Genomic DNA, 16,762 nt, shown 5'->3' with positions numbered 1-16,762 from the left:
GTCGCAACCACAGAGGAGGAGACACCGCATGACGTTCAAGCGACGTGCCACCGCGCTCGCGGGGGCCGGGCTGCTGGCACTGGGGGTCGCTGCGTGCGGCGACTCCGAGACCAAGACGGTGACGGTCTCGGCCGCCCCGGCCAGCGGCACCGCCGACGACTCGGGCCGCAAGGTCACGATCATCGCCAGCGTCCCGCCGACCGACCACGGCTGGCTGGGCGCCATCTCGAAGAACGCGAAGGCCGCGGCCGACAAGTTCCAGGACGTGGAGTTCAGCCTGCTCGAGGCGGCCGACGCCGACTCCCAGGCCCAGCAGATCGAGCAGGCGATCGCGCGCAAGCCCGACGCGCTCGTCGTCCTGCCCCAGGACGGCGAGGCGCTGACGCCGGTGGCCCAGAAGGCCGAGCGTGCCGGCATCCCGGTGGTCAACATCGACCGACTGTTCAGCAAGCCCGACGCGGCGACGTCGACGATCCTGGGCGACAACTACCAGATCGGCGTGCTGGCGGCGGGCTACATCGCCGAGCAGCTCAAGTGCCAGGGCAACGTCGTGGAGATCCAGGGCCTGGCCGGCATCTCGGTCACCGAGGACCGCTCGAAGGGCTTCACCGACGAGCTCAAGAAGCGCTGCCCGAACGGGGGCGTGAAGGTCGTCGCGCGCCAGCCGGGCGACTTCAACCCGGACACCGGGCTGAAGGTCATGGAGAACATCCTGCAGGCCCAGAAGAAGATCGACGCCGTGTACACGCACGACGACGACATGGCCCAGGGCGTCGTCCAGGCGATCCGCAACGCGGGGCGCGACGACGAGATGTTCCTCACGGGCGTGGGCGGCTCGCAGGACGCGATGAAGCAGATCGCCGCGGGTGGTCTGTACCGCGCGACCTTCCTCTACAACCCGAACATGGCCGCGTCGGCGGTGAACATGGCGCGGCTGATCGCCAAGGGCGAGGGCTTCCCGGAGCTCGTCCCGCCGGAGGTGCCGCGGCAGGTCGTCGTCCCGGCCGCGACGGTGACGAAGGAGAACGTCGCCGAGTACGAGGAGTACGCCTTCAACTAGGCGTCTCGAGGTCGTGAGCCCGCCGGGCGCCCAGGGTTGGGGAGGCGTCCGGCGGGCTCCGTCGTCCGTCGCGGTGGGCGTGGCCGGGAGCCGTGCGAGGATGCGCGGCGGTGGAGGAGCCCGACGTCGCTCGGCCGGTGCTCGAGGCGCGCGGGCTCGTGCTGCGTCGCGGCGGCCGGCTCGTGCTCGACGGGGCGTCGCTGTCGGTGGCCGCGGGCCACGTGACCGCCCTCGTGGCGCCGTCGGGGGCCGGGAAGTCGACGCTGCTGCGCTGCTGCACCGGGCTGCTGGTGCCGGACGCGGGGGAGGTCGTCGTGGCGGGGCGGCCGTTGGCGTCGTGGGACGCGCGCGAGCTGCGCCGGCGGGTCGGGCTCGTCCAGCAGCACCCGCGGATGCTGCCGGGCACGGTGGCGGACAACGTCGGGTGGGGCGTGGCGTCGCCCGACGTCGAGGGAGCGCTGCAGGCCGCGGGGCTGTCGCCGTCGTTCGCGCCGCGCGACGCGGCGCAGCTCAGCGGGGGCGAGCAGGCGCGGGTGGCGATCGCGCGGGCGCTGTCGCGGGACCCGGCGGTGCTGCTGCTCGACGAGCCGACGGCGGCGCTGGACGCCGAGGCCGCGGCGCACCTGGGGCAGACGCTGCGGGGCCTCGCGGCGCGGGGGATCGGCGTGTGCGTGGCCACGCACGACCTCGCGTGGTGCGCGACGGTCGCGGACCGCCGCGCGTCGCTGCCGGGACCGACCGAGCCTCGTGACCCTGTCATCTCCGGTCTGGGAGACCGGAGATGACAGGGTCACGGTGGTCGGGCGCCGGCGAGGACCGGCCAGCGTCCGTCGCGCGCGGAGCACGCCGTGGATGAGGCGGTCGTCCAGCTCGTGGTCGCGGTGGGCTTCGCGGTCCTCGCGGCGGCGCTCGCCTGGCGCTGGCGCCTGGGGCTCGACCGCGAGCTGGCGATCGCCGCCGCGCGGGCGACGGCGCAGCTCCTCGTCGTCGGCGCCTTCGTGGCCCTGGTCTTCGAGGCGCCGGGGCTGTCGGCGGTCTTCATCGCGGTGATGCTCACCACCGCGACCTTCGTCGCCGGCGGCCGTCTCGCCCCGCTGCCCGCCGCTCGCCGCACCGCCGCGGTCGCCATCGCCGCGCCGGCCCTGACCGCCCTCGGGCTGCTCGTCGCGACCGGCGCCTTCGACGCGGAGCCCCGCGCGATCGTCCCGGGCGCCGGCATCCTCATCGGCGGTGCCATGACCGCCGTCGGCCTCGCGGGCCGCCGCTTCCACGAGGGCCTCGTCGACGGCGCGGAGGAGGTCGAGGCCCGCCTCTCCCTCGGCGACGCCGCCCGCGACGCCCTCGACCCCCTCGCGGTTCGCGCCGTCCGCACCGCGATGCTCCCGATCGTCGACCAGACCCGCTCCGTCGGCCTGGTCACCCTCCCGGGCACCTTCGTCGGCCTCGTCCTCGGCGGCGCCTCCGCCGGCGAAGCGGCCCGCATCCAGCTCCTCGTCCTCCTCGCCCTCCTCGCCGTCGAGCTCGTCGCCGCCCGCCTCGCCACCACCCTCGCGGTCCGCGCCTCCATCCTCCCGGGCGAGCGCGTCGCCACCCCCTGACGCTCGGGGTAAGACCCCGTCGCACCCCCGCTCGGGGTCAGACCCCGTCGCATTGCGGCCGTTTGCAGGGGAATGCGACAGGGTCTGACCCCGTCGCTTCGTGCGGTGCCAGGGCATGTCGCATCGTGGCGGTCGGACCCCGGTCGCACGGGTAGCACCGTGCTGTGCGCCTGCGGCAGGCGAAGTCGATGCTTGCGGCGGTCCTCGCCATCGCCGCACTCGATGCCCTGACATCCCTCGCGTCGCGGGTCCTCGGCGTCTCCCCATCGGTCGGTGGGGCGCTCGCCGCTGTGGCCGTCACCCCGCTGTGGACGCGCTCCGAGGCCCACGGCGCCCTGCGCGACCTGCCCCGCCCCGGCCCGCGCGCGCAGGCGGTCATCGCCGTCGCCTCCCTCGCGTTCTGCGCCGCCGTCCTCCTCCTCGGGACCTGGACGGTCCAGGCCACCATCCTCGCCATCACCGCTGCCCTGGTCCTGGTGACGGTCTGGCTCGACGCCGCCAACACCACCTGACGCTCGGGGTCAGACCCCGTCGCATTGCGGTCATTTGCAGGGGAATGCGACAGGGTCTGACCCCGAGCGCGGTGCGGTGCCAGGGACTGTCGCATGCTCGGGGTCTGACCCCGAGCGCGGTGCCAGGGCATGTCGCACGACGGGGTCTGACCCCGAGCATGGCGGAGAGGGTGGGGTGGAGGTCCTTGCCGTCGCCGGGGTCGCGCGGGAGGGTCGGTCGCGCCATGCAGATCGCCTACGTCGTGTACGACGGCTTCACCGCCCTGGACCTGATCGGCCCCTACGAGGTGCTGAGCCGCTGGCCGGACGCCGAGATCCACGTCGTCTCGAGCGGCGAGGGGCCGGTGGCGACGGACATGGGGCTGCGGGTCCTGCCGACCGACACGCCGGCGACGCTGCCGCGGCCCGACCTGATCGTCATCCCGGGCGCCGAGGACCCGCTGCCGGTGCTGGAGGACGACGTGCTGGTCGACTGGGTCCGGGACGCGAGCGCGACCGCGACGTGGTGCGCGTCGGCCTGCACCGGCGCCGCGCTCTACGCGAAGGCCGGCGTCCTGACCGGTCGCCGGGCGACCACGCACTGGGCCTTCCGGGAGGGGCTGCGCGCGATGGGCGTGGATGTCGTCGCCGAGCGCGTCGTCGTCGACGGGAAGGTCATCACGGGCGCGGGCGTCTCCGCCGGGATCGACATGGCCCTCACCCTCACCGCGATGGTCCATGGGGAGGAGCGGGCCAAGGCCCTCCAGCTCGCCATCGAGTACGACCCCCAGCCGCCGTTCTCCGCCGGTTCGCCCGACACCGCCAGCGCGTCGACCCTGCGCCTCGCGCTGCGCATGCTCCTCGGCGACGCTCCGCTGCACCGCGTCGCCGGCATCGCCCGCCACACCGTGCGCTCACTCGCCACGCGCCCGGGGTAGTCCCAGGTCGATGTCGGCGCAGATCCGGGAGGCGCTCATCGTCGTTGCGCTGATGTTCGGCGCGTCCTTCGGGTTCTCGTCCGTCATGGACGACCTCCGCGCCCTGCTCTGCGGCGTGCCGTTGCGGGGGTCGTGCAGGGGTTCAGCCTGCGCCTCGAGCGGTGGCAGACTGCCTGAGCGCCACGGCAGGGAGGGTTGAGCCGTCGAGGACTGGCAGGCGGTGTTGTGCCTCGCCGTGGCAACAGCGCTCGTCGTCGCCGGCAAGCGCCTCGAGGCTGGCGGCGTCCGGCTACAGCGGCGGCTCGCGGGTGCGCCGGACGGCAGGCCGCGCAGCGTCTGGCAGCGGTGGGTCCTGACGTACGCGACGGACTCGCGGCAGGACCGCTTCATCCGCGCCACCGTGCGGTGGGTCATGGCGGCGCTGTTCCTGACTCTCGGCCTGGTCGGCCTGCTCGACTGACCACCCACCACCGACGACGACGAACCCCCGGCGCGGGGTAGGCCGACAGGCGATGCCACGTCCCGCCCTGGTCATCGGTGCCGGACCCAACGGCCTGTCGGCGGCCATCGCGCTCGCCGCGGCGGGGCGGGAGGTGACGGTGCTGGAGGCGGCCGGGACGCCCGGTGGGGCGGTCAAGACGGAGGAGCTGACGCTGCCCGGCTTCCACCACGACGTGTTCAGCGCGGTCTACCCGGCGGCTGCGGCGTCGCCGGTGTTCCGCGCGCTGCCGCTCGAGCGCCACGGGCTCACGTGGATCCACCCCGAGGTCTGCTACGCCCACCCGCTCCCGGACGGGACCGCGGTGGCGCTCCACCGCGACGTCCAGGCGACCGCCGCGAGCCTCGACGACCGCCACCCAGGTGACGGCGACACCTGGGCGACCTTCGCGGACCCGTACCTGCGCCACTTCCGCGCGCTGCGCAACACGCTCCTCTCCGGCTTCCCGCCCGTGAAGGGACCGGCCGAGCTCGTCGCGCGCACCGGCCTGAAGGGCGGCCTCGACCTGGCGCGGCTGCTGCTCGGTCCCGCGCAGGGCCTCGGCCACGAGCTCTTCGAGGACCAGGGCAACCGCGCCTGGCTCTACGGCGCGGCGATGCACGGCGACGTCCCGCCCAACGGCGCCGGCAGCGCCATCGCCGCGGCCTACCTCAACCTCCTCGGACACGCCGCGGGGTGGCCGAGCCCGGAGGGCGGTGCGGCGAGGCTGGCCCAGGCCCTGACCGCCCACCTCCAGGAGCTCGGGGGCACGATCCGCACGAACGCCCGCGTCACGAAGGTCGCCACGGAGCGCGGCAAGGTCGTCGGCGTCCACCTGCAGGACGGCGACCGCGTCTCGGGCTCGCTCGTCCTCGCCGACGTCCTCCCGCGCCAGCTGCGGACCCTGGCGGAGGGTGACCTGCCGGCGCGCTACGACCACGCGCTCGCCCGCTACCGCCCCGGCCCCGCGACGGTGAAGGTCGACTGGGCCCTCGACGGCCGGATCCCGTGGAGCGCGCCGGTCGCCCGCCGCGCCGGGACCGTCCACGTCGGCGGCGAGGAGCACGAGGTCCTGCGCGACACCGAGGTCTCCGGACCGCACCTGCCCGAGCAGCCGTTCATGCTGCTCGGCCAGCAGACCGTCGCCGACCCGACCCGCGCGCCGGCGGGCAAGCACACCGCCTGGGCCTACACCCACGGACCGCAGGGCCGCGGCTGGCCGAAGGACCTCGAGCAGGAGGTCGAGCGGATGGAGGCGCGCATCGAGCAGTTCGCCCCCGGCTTCCGCGACCGCATCAAGGCCCGCCACGTCATGGGCCCCGACGACCTCTTCCACCGCGATGCCAACCTCCACGGCGGCGACGTCGGCGCCGGCTCCTACGCGCTGGACCAGGTCGTCTTCCGCCCGCTGCCGAGCCTGACGCCCTACCGGACGCCGATCCGCGGCCTCTACCTCTGCAGCGCCGCGACCTTCCCCGGCGGCGCCGTGCACGGCGTCCCCGGCGCCGCCGCCGCGAAGCTCGCGCTCAGCGAGGCGCGCCTGCGGCGCTTCTAGCGAACCGCGCCTGCAGGTCGCCCAGCGCGCGCTTCATCACCGCGTCGGCGATCAGGCCGCGCACCGGCCCCGGCACGAAGCGGCCAGGGTCGATCGAGAGGTCGAGCTCGACGCGGCACCGTCCGCCGCCGTCGAGCGCCGCGAAGCGCCACTCCCCGGCGAAGTCGCGGAAGTCGCCGCCCGCGTACGTGCACCCGAGACGCTCCGGCGCGCCCGCGTAGTCCTGGCGCAGCCGGTAGCGCAGCGTGCGCACCTTCGCGTCGACCGCGTACTCGACCAGCGAGCCCCGGCCGGCCGCGTCGCGCTCGAGCACGCGGACCTCGCGGACCGCGCCCTGCCACGACGGCAGGGCCTCGAAGTCGGTGAGCGCCGCGAAGCAGTCCTCCGGCGACGCGTCGACCTCGGCGGACTGGCACTCCCCGTAGGACGGCACGCCCCCGGGGTGCCCGACCGAGCACCCCGGGGAACGCGCACGTCAGCCCGCGATCAGCCCTCGACGAAGCCGGCCTCGCGCAGGTACGCGGCGGCGACGGCCTCGGGCTTCTGCTTGTCGATGGTCACGCGGGAGTTGAGCTCCTGCATGACCTCCTCGGTCAGCGGCTCCTGCACCTTCTCGATGACCGCCTGGCCACCGGCGCCGAGCTTCTCCACGCCGCTCTGGCGGACCATGAAGGTCACGTAGTAGGGCGGGAAGAGCTGCTTGTCGTCCTCGTAGGTGACGTACTTGTCCAGCGACAGCGGGCCGTCGGTGCCGAAGCCCATCGTGAAGTCGGCCTGGCCCTTGTCGAGGTCGGAGTACTGGCCCGTGCTCGACACGAACTTCGGCGACCAGCCGTAGCGCTGCTTGAGGCCCAGGAGGCAGTCCGTGCGCTGGCGGCACTCCGGGAAGCCCGACAGCCGCTTGGACGAGCCGGCCTTCTCGGCGAGCTCGGTGATGGTCTTCGGGTTGCCCAGCTCGTCGGCGACCGCCTTGGTCGACGTCACGACGTAGGTGTTCTGGAACGGCGTCTGCGGCATCGCCGTGATGCCGTCCTTCGCGAGGTCGGCCTTGAGCTGGGCGAAGGACTGCTCCTTGTCGCGCGGGACGTCGTCGACCTCCACCTTGTAGAAGGACGTCAGGGCCGTGCCCGTGTACTCGGGGTAGGCGTCGATCGTCCCGCGCTTGAGCGCCCGGAAGGCGACCTGCTCGGAGCCGAGGTCGAGCTGCTTCTTGACGGTGAAGCCCGCCGCCTGGAGGGCCTGGGCGTAGATCTCGCCGAGGATGTACTGCTCGGCGAAGTTCTTCGAGCCGACGGTGATCCGCTTGCCCGAGTTGGCCGCGTCGCGCTCGATGAGCTTGCCGCCGCCGCCCGACGTCGTCTGGGTCTGCGCCGGGGCGTCGCCGCCGCCGGAGCCGCCGGCCGCGTCGTCCTCGTCGTCGCCGCAGGCGCCGACGGCGAACGCGAGCACGAGCAGCAGCAGGGCGCTCGCGAGCGCCTTGAGGGTCGTCTTCATGTGGTCTCCGCTCTTCTGGGGATGGGGAGGGACAGCCGCTTGGTGCGCGGATGCGCGCCGGCGCGGATGCCGGCCGGGGTGACCGCGCGCTGGACGAGGCCCAGCACGCCGTCGGTGGCCAGCGTGAGCAGTGCGACGGCGATCGCCGCGCCGAGCTGGCCGGCGTCGCCGTAGGTCTGGGGCTCCAGGATGGGGTTGCCCAAGGACTCGGTGTTGGCCAGCGGCGAGATCGTCGCCGTGGCCACCACGGCGACCGCGGACGTGCGGATCCCGCCGAAGATCGTCGGCATCGCCAGCGGCAGCTCGATGCGCCGCGCCACCTGCGCGCCGGTGAAGCCCATGCCGCGTGCGGCCTCCACCGCCTCGCGGTCGGCCTGCCGGATCCCCACGTAGGTGTTGGTGAGGATCGGCGGGATGGCCAGGAGCGTCAGCACCGCCGCGACGTTCGTGAAGCCGATCCCGAGGAAGGCGACGAAGAACGCCAGCAGCGCCAGCGAGGGCACCGCCCGCCCGACGTTCGAGACCGAGACCGCCAGGAACTCCCCGCGGCCCACGTGCCCGAGCCAGACGCCGATCGGCACCGCCACGGCGACCGCCACCGCCACCGCGACGAGGCTCAGCGTCATGTGGCTGGCCGCGAGGTCGCCGACCTCGCCCAGGCCGCCGATGCAGACGCCCCCGGAGATCGACTCGCGCTGGGAGAGCAGGAAGTCGACCGCGTCGTGGAACGCGCCGAGGTCCTGGGGCGCCGGGCCGCAGCCGAGGTCGCTCACGCCTGCGCCACCCGCTGCCAGCGCGCGACGTGGCGCTGCACGCCGAGGACGATCAGGTCACCGACCGCGGCGAGCAGGATCGCCAGCCCGCCCGCGACGACGACGTTGGACTGGAAGCGGATGCCACCGGTGCCCGCCTTCTCGGAGTAGATGAGCTCGCCCAGCCCGCCGCCGCCCGCGAAGAACGCGAGCGTCGCGAGGCCGACCGTCGTCGTGAAGGCGATCCGCAGGCCGGCCAGGACCTCGGGCGCCGCGAGCGGCAGCTCGACGCGCCGCAGGACCTGGCGGTCGGTGAGGCCCATCCCACGGGCGGCGTCCACGGCCTCGGCCGGGACGTTGCGCAGCCCGGTCGTGATGTTGCGGAAGAGGATGAGCAGCGTGTAGGCGACCAGCGCGACGATCGCCGTCCCGTTGCCGCGGCCGGTGATCGGCAGCAGCAGCAGGAACGCCGCGACGCTCGGCACGGTGTAGAGCGCGCCCGTGACGCCGAGGATCGGCCCGGTCAGCCAGCGGCGGCGGTGGGCGACGACGGCCAGCGCGAAGGCGATGAGGAAGCCGATCGCGACCGAGACGACGCTCAGCCACACGTGCTCGAGCAACGGCGACCAGTACTTGTCGAGGTTGTCGGCGATCCAGTCGGGGCAGAAGCCGTTCTCCGCGACGCAGCCCTGCCCGGTGCGCTCACGGATCTGGATCTGGCCGACGAGCAGCTCGAGGCTCATCCCTCGACCAGGGCGGAGCTCGAGCGCACCTCGCTGGCGGGCACGTGCAGCGCGTGCGCGATCACCGCCATCGAGAGCACGCCGGCCAGCCGGCCCTGGGCGTCGACCACCGGGCCGTACTGCGTCTGGGCCGACAGCAGGTCGCCGAGCGCGTCGCGCAGGACGTCGTCGAGCTCGAGCACCGGCGTCGCCTCGGAGCTGCCCTGCGCCGGGATGGTCGCGCCGGTGAGGTCGCGCTCGGCCAGCCAGCCCCGGGGCCGGCCGTCGGCGCCGACGAGCAGCAGCAGCTCGGGCACGTCGCTCTCCGCCATCGCCGTGCGGGCCCCGGCGACGCTGTCGCCCTCGCGCGCCGTCGCGACCTTCCACAGGTCGACGTCGCGCACCCGCTGCAGCGCGAGGCGCTTGAGCGCCCGGTCGGCCCCGACGAAGCGCTCGACGAAGTCGTCGGCCGGGTCGGTCAGCAGCTCGGCCGGCGCGGCGTACTGCACGAGCTCGCCGCCCGTGCGCATGACCGCGATCCGGTCGCCCATCTTGATCGCCTCGTCGATGTCGTGGGTGACGAAGACGATCGTCTTGCGCAGCTCGGCCTGCAGGCGCAGGAACTCGTTCTGCAGGCGCTCGCGGTTGATCGGGTCGATCGCGCCGAACGGCTCGTCCATGAGCAGGACCGGCGGGTCGGCCGCGAGCGCTCGGGCGACGCCGACGCGCTGGCGCTGGCCGCCGGACAGCTGGCCCGGGTAGCGGTCGCGCACCTCGTCGGGGTCCAGCGAGATGAGCTCGAGCAGCTCGTCGACCCGGGCGCGGATGCGGTCCTTGTCCCACCCCAGCAGGCCGGGGACCGTCGCGATGTTCCTGGCCACCGTCTGGTGCGGGAAGAGGCCGATCTGCTGGATCGCGTAGCCGACCTCGCGCCGCAGCTCGGCCGGCCTGCGGTCCTTGACCGAGCGCCCGCCGAGCAGGATGTCGCCGCTGGTCATGTCGATCAGCCGGTTGACCATGCGCATCGCGGTGGTCTTGCCGCAGCCTGAGGGACCGACGAGCACGCAGATCTGCCCGGCCTCGACGGTGAGCGAGAGGCCGTCGACCGCCGGCGCGGACGCGCCGGGGTAGCGCTTGGTCGCGTCGCGGAACTCGATGCTGACCGCTGGGGAGGGCGTCTGGGCCATGCTCCTGGCGCGTTGCAGAGCAACGCGAAGCGGCGAGCCTAGTGCCTCGGGCGGCGTGCCGTGGGGGCTGGCGCGTGCGCAGCTACGCTCGCGACGTGCAGCAGCGAGGGCTGGAGGGGCGCCGCATCGCGGTCGCCGGAGCGGGCGGCGCGCTCGGTCCCGCGGTGGTCCGGGCGCTGGCCGAGCAGGGTGCCTGGGTGGCCGCGGCCGACCGCGACGCCGGCGCACTGGAGGTCGTCCGCGAGCACGCGGGCGACGCGCGCACGGCCGACCTCGCCTCCGCGGAGGGCGCCGCGCAGTGGGCGGCGGCGCTCGGCGAGGTCGACGGCCTGCTGCACCTCGTCGGCGGCTGGCGCGGGGGCCGGACGGTCGAGGCGCTCGACCTCGCCGACCTCGAGCTCCTCGAGCGCCTGCTCCTGCACACCGTCGTCCACTCCACGCGGGCCTTCGCGCCGGCGCTGAAGGCCGCGGGCCCGCGCGGGCGCTTCGCCCTCGTCTCGTCGACGGTGGCGCAGCGGCCGGTCGCGGGCAACGCGGCGTACGCCGCGGCCAAGGCGGCCGCCGAGGCGTGGACGCTGACCTTCGCCGCCGAGCTCGCCGAGCACGGGGCGACCGCGAACGTCGTGGTGGTCAACGCCCTGGTGACCGACCGGATGCGCGCGGACGAGCCCGGCAACGCCTTCGCGTCGCACACCCACGTCGACGACGTCGCCGCCGCGCTGGCCTACCTCGTCTCCGACGCGGCCCACGCGATGAACGGCCAGCGCCTGGCGCTGCATCGCTGAGGCGCGCGTGTGCAGGGCGGGCGCCGCCCGGGTAGGCGCCTGGACATGCCCCGCATCCCGACGAAGGCCCACGCCGTGCTCGACTACGCGGGCGGTGCCGCCATCATGGCCGCCCCGTCCGTCCTCGGGCTCGGCACGCGGAGCACGCTGCTCTTCCGCGCCGCCGCCGGCGGCGCCCTCGCCGCCAGCGCGCTGACCGACTACGAGCTCGGCGTCAAGCGCGTCATCCCCATGAAGGGCCACCTCGCCCTCGACGCCGCCACCGGCGCGTTCATGGCCGCCTCGCCCTGGCTGCTGAAGACCAAGGACGAGGGCGTCAAGGGCTGGCTCCCGCACGTGCTCGTCGGCGCCTCCGAGGTCCTCGGCGCCGCGCTGACCCAGGCCACGCCCGGCGACAAGCAGCCCGGGGCGCAGACCCCCGGCGGCGTCCACGGCACCGGCTCGCCCAGCGTCAACGGCGTGAGCACGCCGCCGCCCGCGCGCTCCGCGGGCACCCCCACGCCGGTGGCGGCCACGCCGCCGGTCGACACCCCCGGCCCGTCGGTGACCGCCCCCGGTCCGCCGGCGAGCACCACCGAGATCGAGGAGGCCGCCGATGCGCGGATGCCCGAGCGGCTCCCGGGCGAGGACCCGGGTGCCGACGACATCGAGACCCTCGTCGCCGACGAGGCCGCCGCGGCGGCGGCGGAGGCCGCGATGATCGGCGGCCCCCACCAGGACGACGCCGGCGGCGACCCGGCGATGGAGCCGGTCTACGAGGCCGGCGGCGGCGAGCAGGAGGGCTTCGAGCTCGCCGAGCAGGACCTCATCGAGAACGCGACCCACGGCGACGGCGGCGGCAACCCGCTGCGCGACGCGTTCCGGCCGGAGGTCGAGTCCGACGCGAGCACCGCGGCGTACGGCGACCCCGACCAGGAGCGGGTCTCCGAGGTCGTCGAGGACACCGGCTCCGCCGACGACACCTCCGACGAGGGCGCCGGCGAGGCCAGCGGTCCCGGCATCACGCACGAGCGCTGAGCGCACCCTCCGGCGCGGCGGCCTCCAGGCCGTCGACGAACGTGATGCCGTGCTCGGCGGCCACCCGCGTCAGGCGCTCGACGTCGGGCGGGCCGTCGAGCACCGGCAGCTCGCGGCTGCCGGCCGGCGTGCCCATGGCGCGCACGAAGTCCTCGAAGCCCGCGGGCGACGAGACGACCGTCCAGCGGCAGGGCACGTCGCTCGTGACCTCGATCGTGTGCGGCACGCCGCTGGGGGCATGGACCGCCTCGCCCGGACCGAGCGCGGTGGAGCCCGAGCCCGTGTGGACGGTGAGCTCGCCGTCGAGCACGAGGATGCCCTCGGCCTCGGTGGCGTGGACGTGCGGCGGCGGCATGTGGCCGGGCGGCGCGACGAACGTGACGATCGCGTACGCGCCGCCCGTGGCGGCGCCGTCGACCTGCACGTCGACGAGGGTGTCCAGGAACCAGTAGGACTGCATCTGCGGATCGACCTCCCGGTCGGTAGTAGAGTCTGAAGCGGACTCTAAGAGGTCCGGATCGGACTCCACAAGTGCGGCTGACCCCCTTCTCGTACGTCGTGCTGACCCTCGTGGGCGAGGGCGGCGCCACCGCGCCCGAGCTCGCCGAGATGCGTGACCGCGGCCGCATCTACTGGCAGGCGCCGCGCTCGCAGTGGTACGCCGAGCCCAAGCGCCTGGCCGAGGCCGGGCTGCTGGCGCCGCAGGAGGAGCCGGGACGGACCGGGCCGCGCACGCGCTACCGGCTGACCGATGCCGGCCGGGCCGCCGTGACCGAGTGGGTGCGCACGCCGGCCGGGCTGCCCAAGCTCCAGCAGGAGGGCGTGGTGCGGCTGCTCGCCGCCGACCTCGCCGAGCCCGGCGACGTCCTCGCGGGCCTGACGGCGATGCGCGAGGAGCTCGCGGGCGCGCGCGAGGCCGTGCGCGAGGGCGAGCGCGTCGCGCCCGAGCTGGGGGCGCGCGGCGAGCGGCTGCTGGTCAACCACCGCCTCGCCCACCGGATGCTCGACGCGCTCGAGCAGTGGCTCGACGAGGTCGAGCCCCTGCTCGGCGGCCGCTAGCTCAGCTGTTCTGCGGCGCGGCGCTGATGTCGGCCAGCGCCGAGTCCTCGTCGCGCTCCATCGCCAGGTCGCCGAGCGAGACGATCCCCGCGGGGCGCCCGTCCTGCACGACCGGGATCCGGCGGATGCGCTGGTCGCGCGCGATGCGGATGGCGTCCTCGACGGTCTGGTCGACCGTGAGCGTCACCGGGTCGCTCGTGCAGACCTCGCTCACCGGCGTGTCGGGCGAGCGGCCGTCCGCCACCCCACGGACCGCGATGTCGCGGTCGGTGACGATGCCCTTCAGCGTCCCGCCGTCGACGACGAGGATCGCCCCGGTGTCGTCGTTGCGCATCTGCTCGGCGGCGTCCTTCATCGTCGCGCTCGACTCGACCGTCAGCGGGTCGGCCGTCATGACCTCTCGGATGCTCTGTGCCATGACCGGGGGGTGCCCGGACCCCGCGCGGGGATGCGTGGCAGGCTGGCGGGGTGCCGCACGCAGACCACGACGCCTCGGACGCGGAGCGGCGCGCGTCGCTGTCGGCCGGGTTCAGGGCCAGCGTCCCGTACGCGCTGGCGGGCTTCCTGCTGTCGCTGAGCTTCGGGGTGCTCGCCCGCGACGCGGGGTTCTCCGCGGTCGCGGCGATCGCGACGTCGGCGATCGTCTTCGCCGGCTCGGCGCAGTTCACCGCGGTGGCGATCCTCGCCGGCGGCGGGACCGCCGGGGCGGCGATCGCGGCGGGCGCGCTGATGAACTCGCGCTTCCTGCCGATGGGCGTCGCGCTCGCGCCCTCGCTGCCGGGCGGGCCGCTGCGCCGCGCGGCGCAGGGCCAGACGGTGGTCGACGCCTCGTGGGCGATGGCCAACCGCGGCGACGGGACCTTCGACCGGTGGTTCCTCTTCGGCTCGACGGCGCCGCAGTACTGCACGTGGCTGGCCGGGACCATGGCGGGCGCGTTCGGCGGCGACGTGCTCGGTGACCCCGACAAGCTCGGGCTCGACGCGATGTACCCGACGTTCTTCCTCGCCCTCCTGATGGCCGAGCTCCGGAGCCGCCGAGCGCGGGGGGTGGCGCTCGCGGGCGCGGCGCTCGCCCTCGCGCTGGTGCCGGTCGCGCCGGCGGGCGTCCCCGTCCTGGCCGCCAGCCTGGTCGCCCTGGACGGCCTGCGCCGGGAGCCGGACGCGTGAGCTCGACCACCGTCTGGACGGTCATCCTCGGCCTGGCGGTCGTGACCTTCGCCATCAAGGCGGCCGGCCCCGTGGCCCTCGGCGGCCGCGAGCTGCCGCCGCGCTTCCTCGGCGTCGTCTCGCTCATGGCGCCTGCGCTGCTCGCCGCGCTCGTGGTGACCAGCGCGCTGGCCGACGACGAGCGCTGGCACGCCGGCGCCGACACCGTGGGCGTGGCCTGCGCGGGCGTCGTGCTCTGGCGCGGCGGGTCGGTGATCCTCGGCGTCGTCGTGGCCGCCGTGGTCACCGCCGTGCTCCGGGCGCTCTGAGTGGAATGTGCCAGGCACATTCCGCCCGGGGATCCGGACTGAGGGGTCCGGATGTCGGTAGGATGTGGACACCTCAGTCCGCTTCTTCCTGTCTCGGAGTCCCATGTCCCCCGACCTCGCCGCGCGGCCGCACCCCGGTCGCAGCCTGCTCATCCTCGCCACCGGCGCGATGGCCTTCGCCCTCGCGCAGTCCGCCCTCGTGCCCGCGATGGGCTCGCTGACCCGCGAGTTCGACACCGACGCCAGCGGCGTCGCGTGGCTCCTGACCGGCTACCTCGTCGCCGCCGCCGTGGCCACACCGGTCATGGGCCGCCTCGGCGACATGTTCGGCAAGCGCCGGCTGCTCGTCGTCTCGCTGCTCGTCTTCGCCGCCGGCAACGTCCTGTCGGGCATCGGCTCGACGCTCGAGCTCGTGGTCGCCGGCCGGGTGCTGCAGGGCGTGGGCGGCGGCGTCTTCCCGCTGGCCATGGGGATCATCCGCGACGAGTTCCCGCGCGAGCGGGTCGGCACCGGCATCGGGATGATCTCCGCCATCGCCGGCATCGGCGGCGGCCTGGGCATCGTCCTCGGCGGCGTCCTGGTCGACGAGGTCTCCTACCACTGGATCTTCTGGGTCGGCGCGGCGACCGCCACGCTCGCCGCGCTCTGCACCGCGCTGTTCATCCCCGAGTCGCCGCACCGCACGCCCGCGCGCGTCGACGTCCGCGGCGCGCTCGTGCTCGGCCTCGGCCTCGTGCTGCCGCTCATCGGCATCTCGGAGGCCAACCGCTGGGGCTGGGGCGACCCGGGGACGCTCGCGCTGATCGTCGCGGGCGCCGTCGTCCTCGCGGGCTGGGTCGCGCTGCAGCGCCGCACCGCCGAGCCGCTGGCCGACCTCGACGCGCTCGCCTCGCGGCCCGTGCTGCTCACGAACGTCACCACCCTGCTCGTCGGCTTCGGGATGTTCGGCTCGTTCGTCCTCATCCCGCAGCTCGTCAGCACGCCGGAGTCCTCGGGCTACGGCTTCGGCCTCGACGCCACGGGCGCCGGCCTGCTCATGCTCCCCGGCTCGCTGCTCATGCTCGTCACGGGCCCGCTCTCGGGCGTCCTGGCCACCCGTGCCGGGCCGAAGGTCCCGCTGGCCCTCGGCGGCATCACCTGCGCGGTGGGCCTCACGCTGCTCGCCCTGTCGCACGGCAGCAGGCTCGAGGTCCTGCTCTGGGGCGCGGTGAACTCCGCGGGCATCGGCCTGGCGTTCGCGGCCATGCCCAACCTCATCATCGAGGCGGTGCCCCAGGCGCAGACCGGGGAGGCGACCGGGTTCAACGCGCTGGTCCGGTCGGTGGGCGCGTCGCTGGGCTCGCAGGTCGCTGCCGCGGTGCTGACGGGCAGCGTCCTGGCCAGCACCGCGCTGCCCTCGGAGGACGGCTACCGCAACGCGTTCCTGCTCTGCGCGGGCTTCTCCGTCCTCGCTGCCGCGGTCGCCACGGTCATCCCGCGCGGCGCGCACCGCCACCAGGTCGCGCCGCTCGAGGAGGTCGGCGCCGCCGCCCCGCTCGGGGAGCCGGTCGCCGCCGGGCGATGAGCGCCGAGCCCGCCCAGCGCCCGCTGCGTGCCGACGCCGCCCGCAACCGCGAGGCGGTGCTCGCCGCGGCAGAGGCGGTCTTCGCCGACCACGGCCTGGACGCCGGGGTCCCGGAGGTCGCCACGCGCGCCGGGGTGGGCAAGGCGACGGTCTACCGCAGCTTCCCCACGAAGGAGCACCTCGTCGCCGCCGTCGTGCGCGCCCGGCTCGCGCGCTTCGAGGAGGAGACGCGGGCCGCGCTGGCCGGGGACGACGCCGCCGAGGCGCTGCGCGCGCTGCTGGCCCGGGCCGCGGAGCGCCAGGCGCGCGACCGCGCCCTCGCCGGCGCGCTCACCGCCCACCTGCAGCTCGCCGAGCTCCAGGAGGCCAAGGGGCGGATCCGCGCCGGGTTCGAGGCGCTGCTCGCGTGCGGCAAGGCGCAGGGCACCATCCGCGCGGATGCGACCGCCCGCGACCTCGAGGTCCTCTACGGCGGCGTGACCCGCGTCCTGCTCGACGACGACGAGCGCGACCCGGCCGCCTGGCGGCGCGCCGCGAGCCTCGCCGTCGCCGCGCTGCGCGCTGTGTGACACGCGCCACACGGGCGT

21 protein-coding genes are annotated in these 16,762 nt (G+C 74.9%); 14 read left to right on the top strand and 7 right to left on the bottom strand.

The window, feature by feature from the left end; translation table 11 throughout:
• Nucleotides 1-28 precede the first annotated feature (28 nt).
• From JUB12_RS09605 to JUB12_RS09575, 7 genes are all read left to right on the top strand, one after another.
• On the top strand, nt 29-1,060 hold the full coding sequence (locus JUB12_RS09605) for a substrate-binding domain-containing protein (RefSeq protein ID WP_205699407.1): 1,032 nt from the start codon (nt 29-31) through the stop codon (nt 1,058-1,060).
• 110 nt (nt 1,061-1,170) lie between these two features.
• Nucleotides 1,171-1,845 (top strand): ABC transporter ATP-binding protein, encoded by a 675-nt coding sequence (locus tag JUB12_RS09600; protein ID WP_205699406.1) that lies wholly within the window; start codon nt 1,171-1,173, stop codon nt 1,843-1,845.
• 63 nt (nt 1,846-1,908) lie between these two features.
• Complete coding sequence (locus JUB12_RS09595) at nt 1,909-2,658, top strand: ABC transporter permease (protein ID WP_205699405.1); 750 nt, start codon at nt 1,909-1,911, stop codon at nt 2,656-2,658.
• Between the two features lie 290 nt (nt 2,659-2,948).
• Complete coding sequence (locus JUB12_RS09590) at nt 2,949-3,170, top strand: hypothetical protein (protein WP_205699404.1); 222 nt, start codon at nt 2,949-2,951, stop codon at nt 3,168-3,170.
• A gap of 224 nt (nt 3,171-3,394) precedes the next feature.
• The gene (locus JUB12_RS09585; RefSeq protein ID WP_205699403.1) at nt 3,395-4,087 is read left to right on the top strand and encodes a DJ-1/PfpI family protein; all 693 of its coding nucleotides are present in this window, start codon (nt 3,395-3,397) and stop codon (nt 4,085-4,087) included.
• Between the two features lie 235 nt (nt 4,088-4,322).
• Nucleotides 4,323-4,547, top strand: a complete 225-nt coding sequence (locus tag JUB12_RS09580) for a hypothetical protein (RefSeq protein ID WP_205699402.1) — start codon at nt 4,323-4,325, stop codon at nt 4,545-4,547.
• A 52-nt stretch (nt 4,548-4,599) separates the two neighbouring features.
• Nucleotides 4,600-6,120: an NAD(P)/FAD-dependent oxidoreductase gene (locus JUB12_RS09575; protein WP_205699401.1), complete on the top strand. Its 1,521-nt coding sequence runs from the start codon at nt 4,600-4,602 to the stop codon at nt 6,118-6,120.
• Here the strand turns inward: JUB12_RS09575 and JUB12_RS09570 are convergent.
• From JUB12_RS09570 to JUB12_RS09550, 5 genes are read right to left on the bottom strand one after another with little or no spacing between them, the layout of a single operon-like run.
• Complete coding sequence (locus tag JUB12_RS09570) at nt 6,092-6,553, bottom strand: type II toxin-antitoxin system RatA family toxin (RefSeq protein WP_205699400.1); 462 nt, start codon at nt 6,551-6,553, stop codon at nt 6,092-6,094. The two genes, JUB12_RS09575 and JUB12_RS09570, sit on opposite strands and share 29 nt — an antisense overlap.
• A 53-nt stretch (nt 6,554-6,606) precedes the next feature.
• Nucleotides 6,607-7,614 carry a glycine betaine ABC transporter substrate-binding protein gene (locus tag JUB12_RS09565; protein ID WP_205699399.1) on the bottom strand — a complete coding sequence of 336 codons (1,008 nt, stop codon included), beginning with the start codon at nt 7,612-7,614 and terminating at the stop codon, nt 6,607-6,609.
• Entirely contained in the window at nt 7,611-8,387 is a 777-nt protein-coding gene (locus JUB12_RS09560) for an ABC transporter permease (protein WP_205699398.1), read from the bottom strand. Before JUB12_RS09560 ends, JUB12_RS09565 begins: the two co-directional genes overlap by 4 nt.
• The gene (locus JUB12_RS09555; protein WP_205699397.1) at nt 8,384-9,109 is read right to left on the bottom strand and encodes an ABC transporter permease; all 726 of its coding nucleotides are present in this window, start codon (nt 9,107-9,109) and stop codon (nt 8,384-8,386) included. Before JUB12_RS09555 ends, JUB12_RS09560 begins: the two co-directional genes overlap by 4 nt.
• Complete coding sequence (locus JUB12_RS09550; protein WP_205699396.1) at nt 9,106-10,275, bottom strand: ABC transporter ATP-binding protein; 1,170 nt, start codon at nt 10,273-10,275, stop codon at nt 9,106-9,108. The genes JUB12_RS09555 and JUB12_RS09550 overlap by 4 nt, the downstream gene beginning before the upstream one ends.
• 95 nt (nt 10,276-10,370) lie before the next feature.
• Here JUB12_RS09550 and JUB12_RS09545 point away from each other — a divergent pair, with 95 nt between their 5' ends.
• Both JUB12_RS09545 and JUB12_RS09540 read left to right on the top strand, forming a co-directional pair.
• Complete coding sequence (locus tag JUB12_RS09545; RefSeq protein WP_205699395.1) at nt 10,371-11,060, top strand: SDR family NAD(P)-dependent oxidoreductase; 690 nt, start codon at nt 10,371-10,373, stop codon at nt 11,058-11,060.
• 45 nt (nt 11,061-11,105) lie between these two features.
• Nucleotides 11,106-12,077 (top strand): hypothetical protein, encoded by a 972-nt coding sequence (locus JUB12_RS09540; RefSeq protein ID WP_205699394.1) that lies wholly within the window; start codon nt 11,106-11,108, stop codon nt 12,075-12,077.
• On the opposite strand, the gene JUB12_RS09535 is transcribed toward JUB12_RS09540, so the two are convergent.
• On the bottom strand, nt 12,061-12,537 hold the full coding sequence (locus JUB12_RS09535; protein WP_205699393.1) for a cupin domain-containing protein: 477 nt from the start codon (nt 12,535-12,537) through the stop codon (nt 12,061-12,063). The genes JUB12_RS09540 and JUB12_RS09535 overlap by 17 nt on opposite strands.
• A 71-nt stretch (nt 12,538-12,608) precedes the next feature.
• On the opposite strand from JUB12_RS09535, the gene JUB12_RS09530 reads away from it, so the two are divergent.
• A complete protein-coding gene (locus JUB12_RS09530; protein WP_205699392.1) occupies nt 12,609-13,136 on the top strand; it encodes a PadR family transcriptional regulator in 528 nt (175 codons plus the stop codon).
• A gap of 1 nt (nt 13,137) precedes the next feature.
• Here JUB12_RS09530 and JUB12_RS09525 read toward each other — a convergent pair whose 3' ends face one another.
• Entirely contained in the window at nt 13,138-13,530 is a 393-nt protein-coding gene (locus JUB12_RS09525; protein WP_205699391.1) for a CBS domain-containing protein, read from the bottom strand.
• 74 nt (nt 13,531-13,604) lie between these two features.
• Here JUB12_RS09525 and JUB12_RS09520 point away from each other — a divergent pair, with 74 nt between their 5' ends.
• The 4 genes from JUB12_RS09520 (at nt 13,605) to JUB12_RS09505 (ending at nt 16,744) form a co-directional block, all read left to right on the top strand.
• Entirely contained in the window at nt 13,605-14,303 is a 699-nt protein-coding gene (locus tag JUB12_RS09520) for an AzlC family ABC transporter permease (protein WP_205699390.1), read from the top strand.
• Nucleotides 14,300-14,611: an AzlD domain-containing protein gene (locus JUB12_RS09515; protein WP_205699389.1), complete on the top strand. Its 312-nt coding sequence runs from the start codon at nt 14,300-14,302 to the stop codon at nt 14,609-14,611. The genes JUB12_RS09520 and JUB12_RS09515 overlap by 4 nt, the downstream gene beginning before the upstream one ends.
• 103 nt (nt 14,612-14,714) lie before the next feature.
• Nucleotides 14,715-16,175: an MFS transporter gene (locus tag JUB12_RS09510; RefSeq protein ID WP_205699388.1), complete on the top strand. Its 1,461-nt coding sequence runs from the start codon at nt 14,715-14,717 to the stop codon at nt 16,173-16,175.
• A complete protein-coding gene (locus tag JUB12_RS09505; protein WP_205699387.1) occupies nt 16,172-16,744 on the top strand; it encodes a TetR/AcrR family transcriptional regulator in 573 nt (190 codons plus the stop codon). Before JUB12_RS09510 ends, JUB12_RS09505 begins: the two co-directional genes overlap by 4 nt.
• Nucleotides 16,745-16,762: the final 18 nt, after the last annotated feature.

Origin of the sequence: Conexibacter sp. SYSU D00693 (assembly GCF_017084525.1) — a bacterium.
In the GTDB taxonomy this organism is placed as follows: domain Bacteria; phylum Actinomycetota; class Thermoleophilia; order Solirubrobacterales; family Solirubrobacteraceae; genus Baekduia.
The sequence above is the reverse complement of the archived record's forward strand: the minus strand, read 5'-3'. Positions and strand labels throughout refer to the sequence as shown.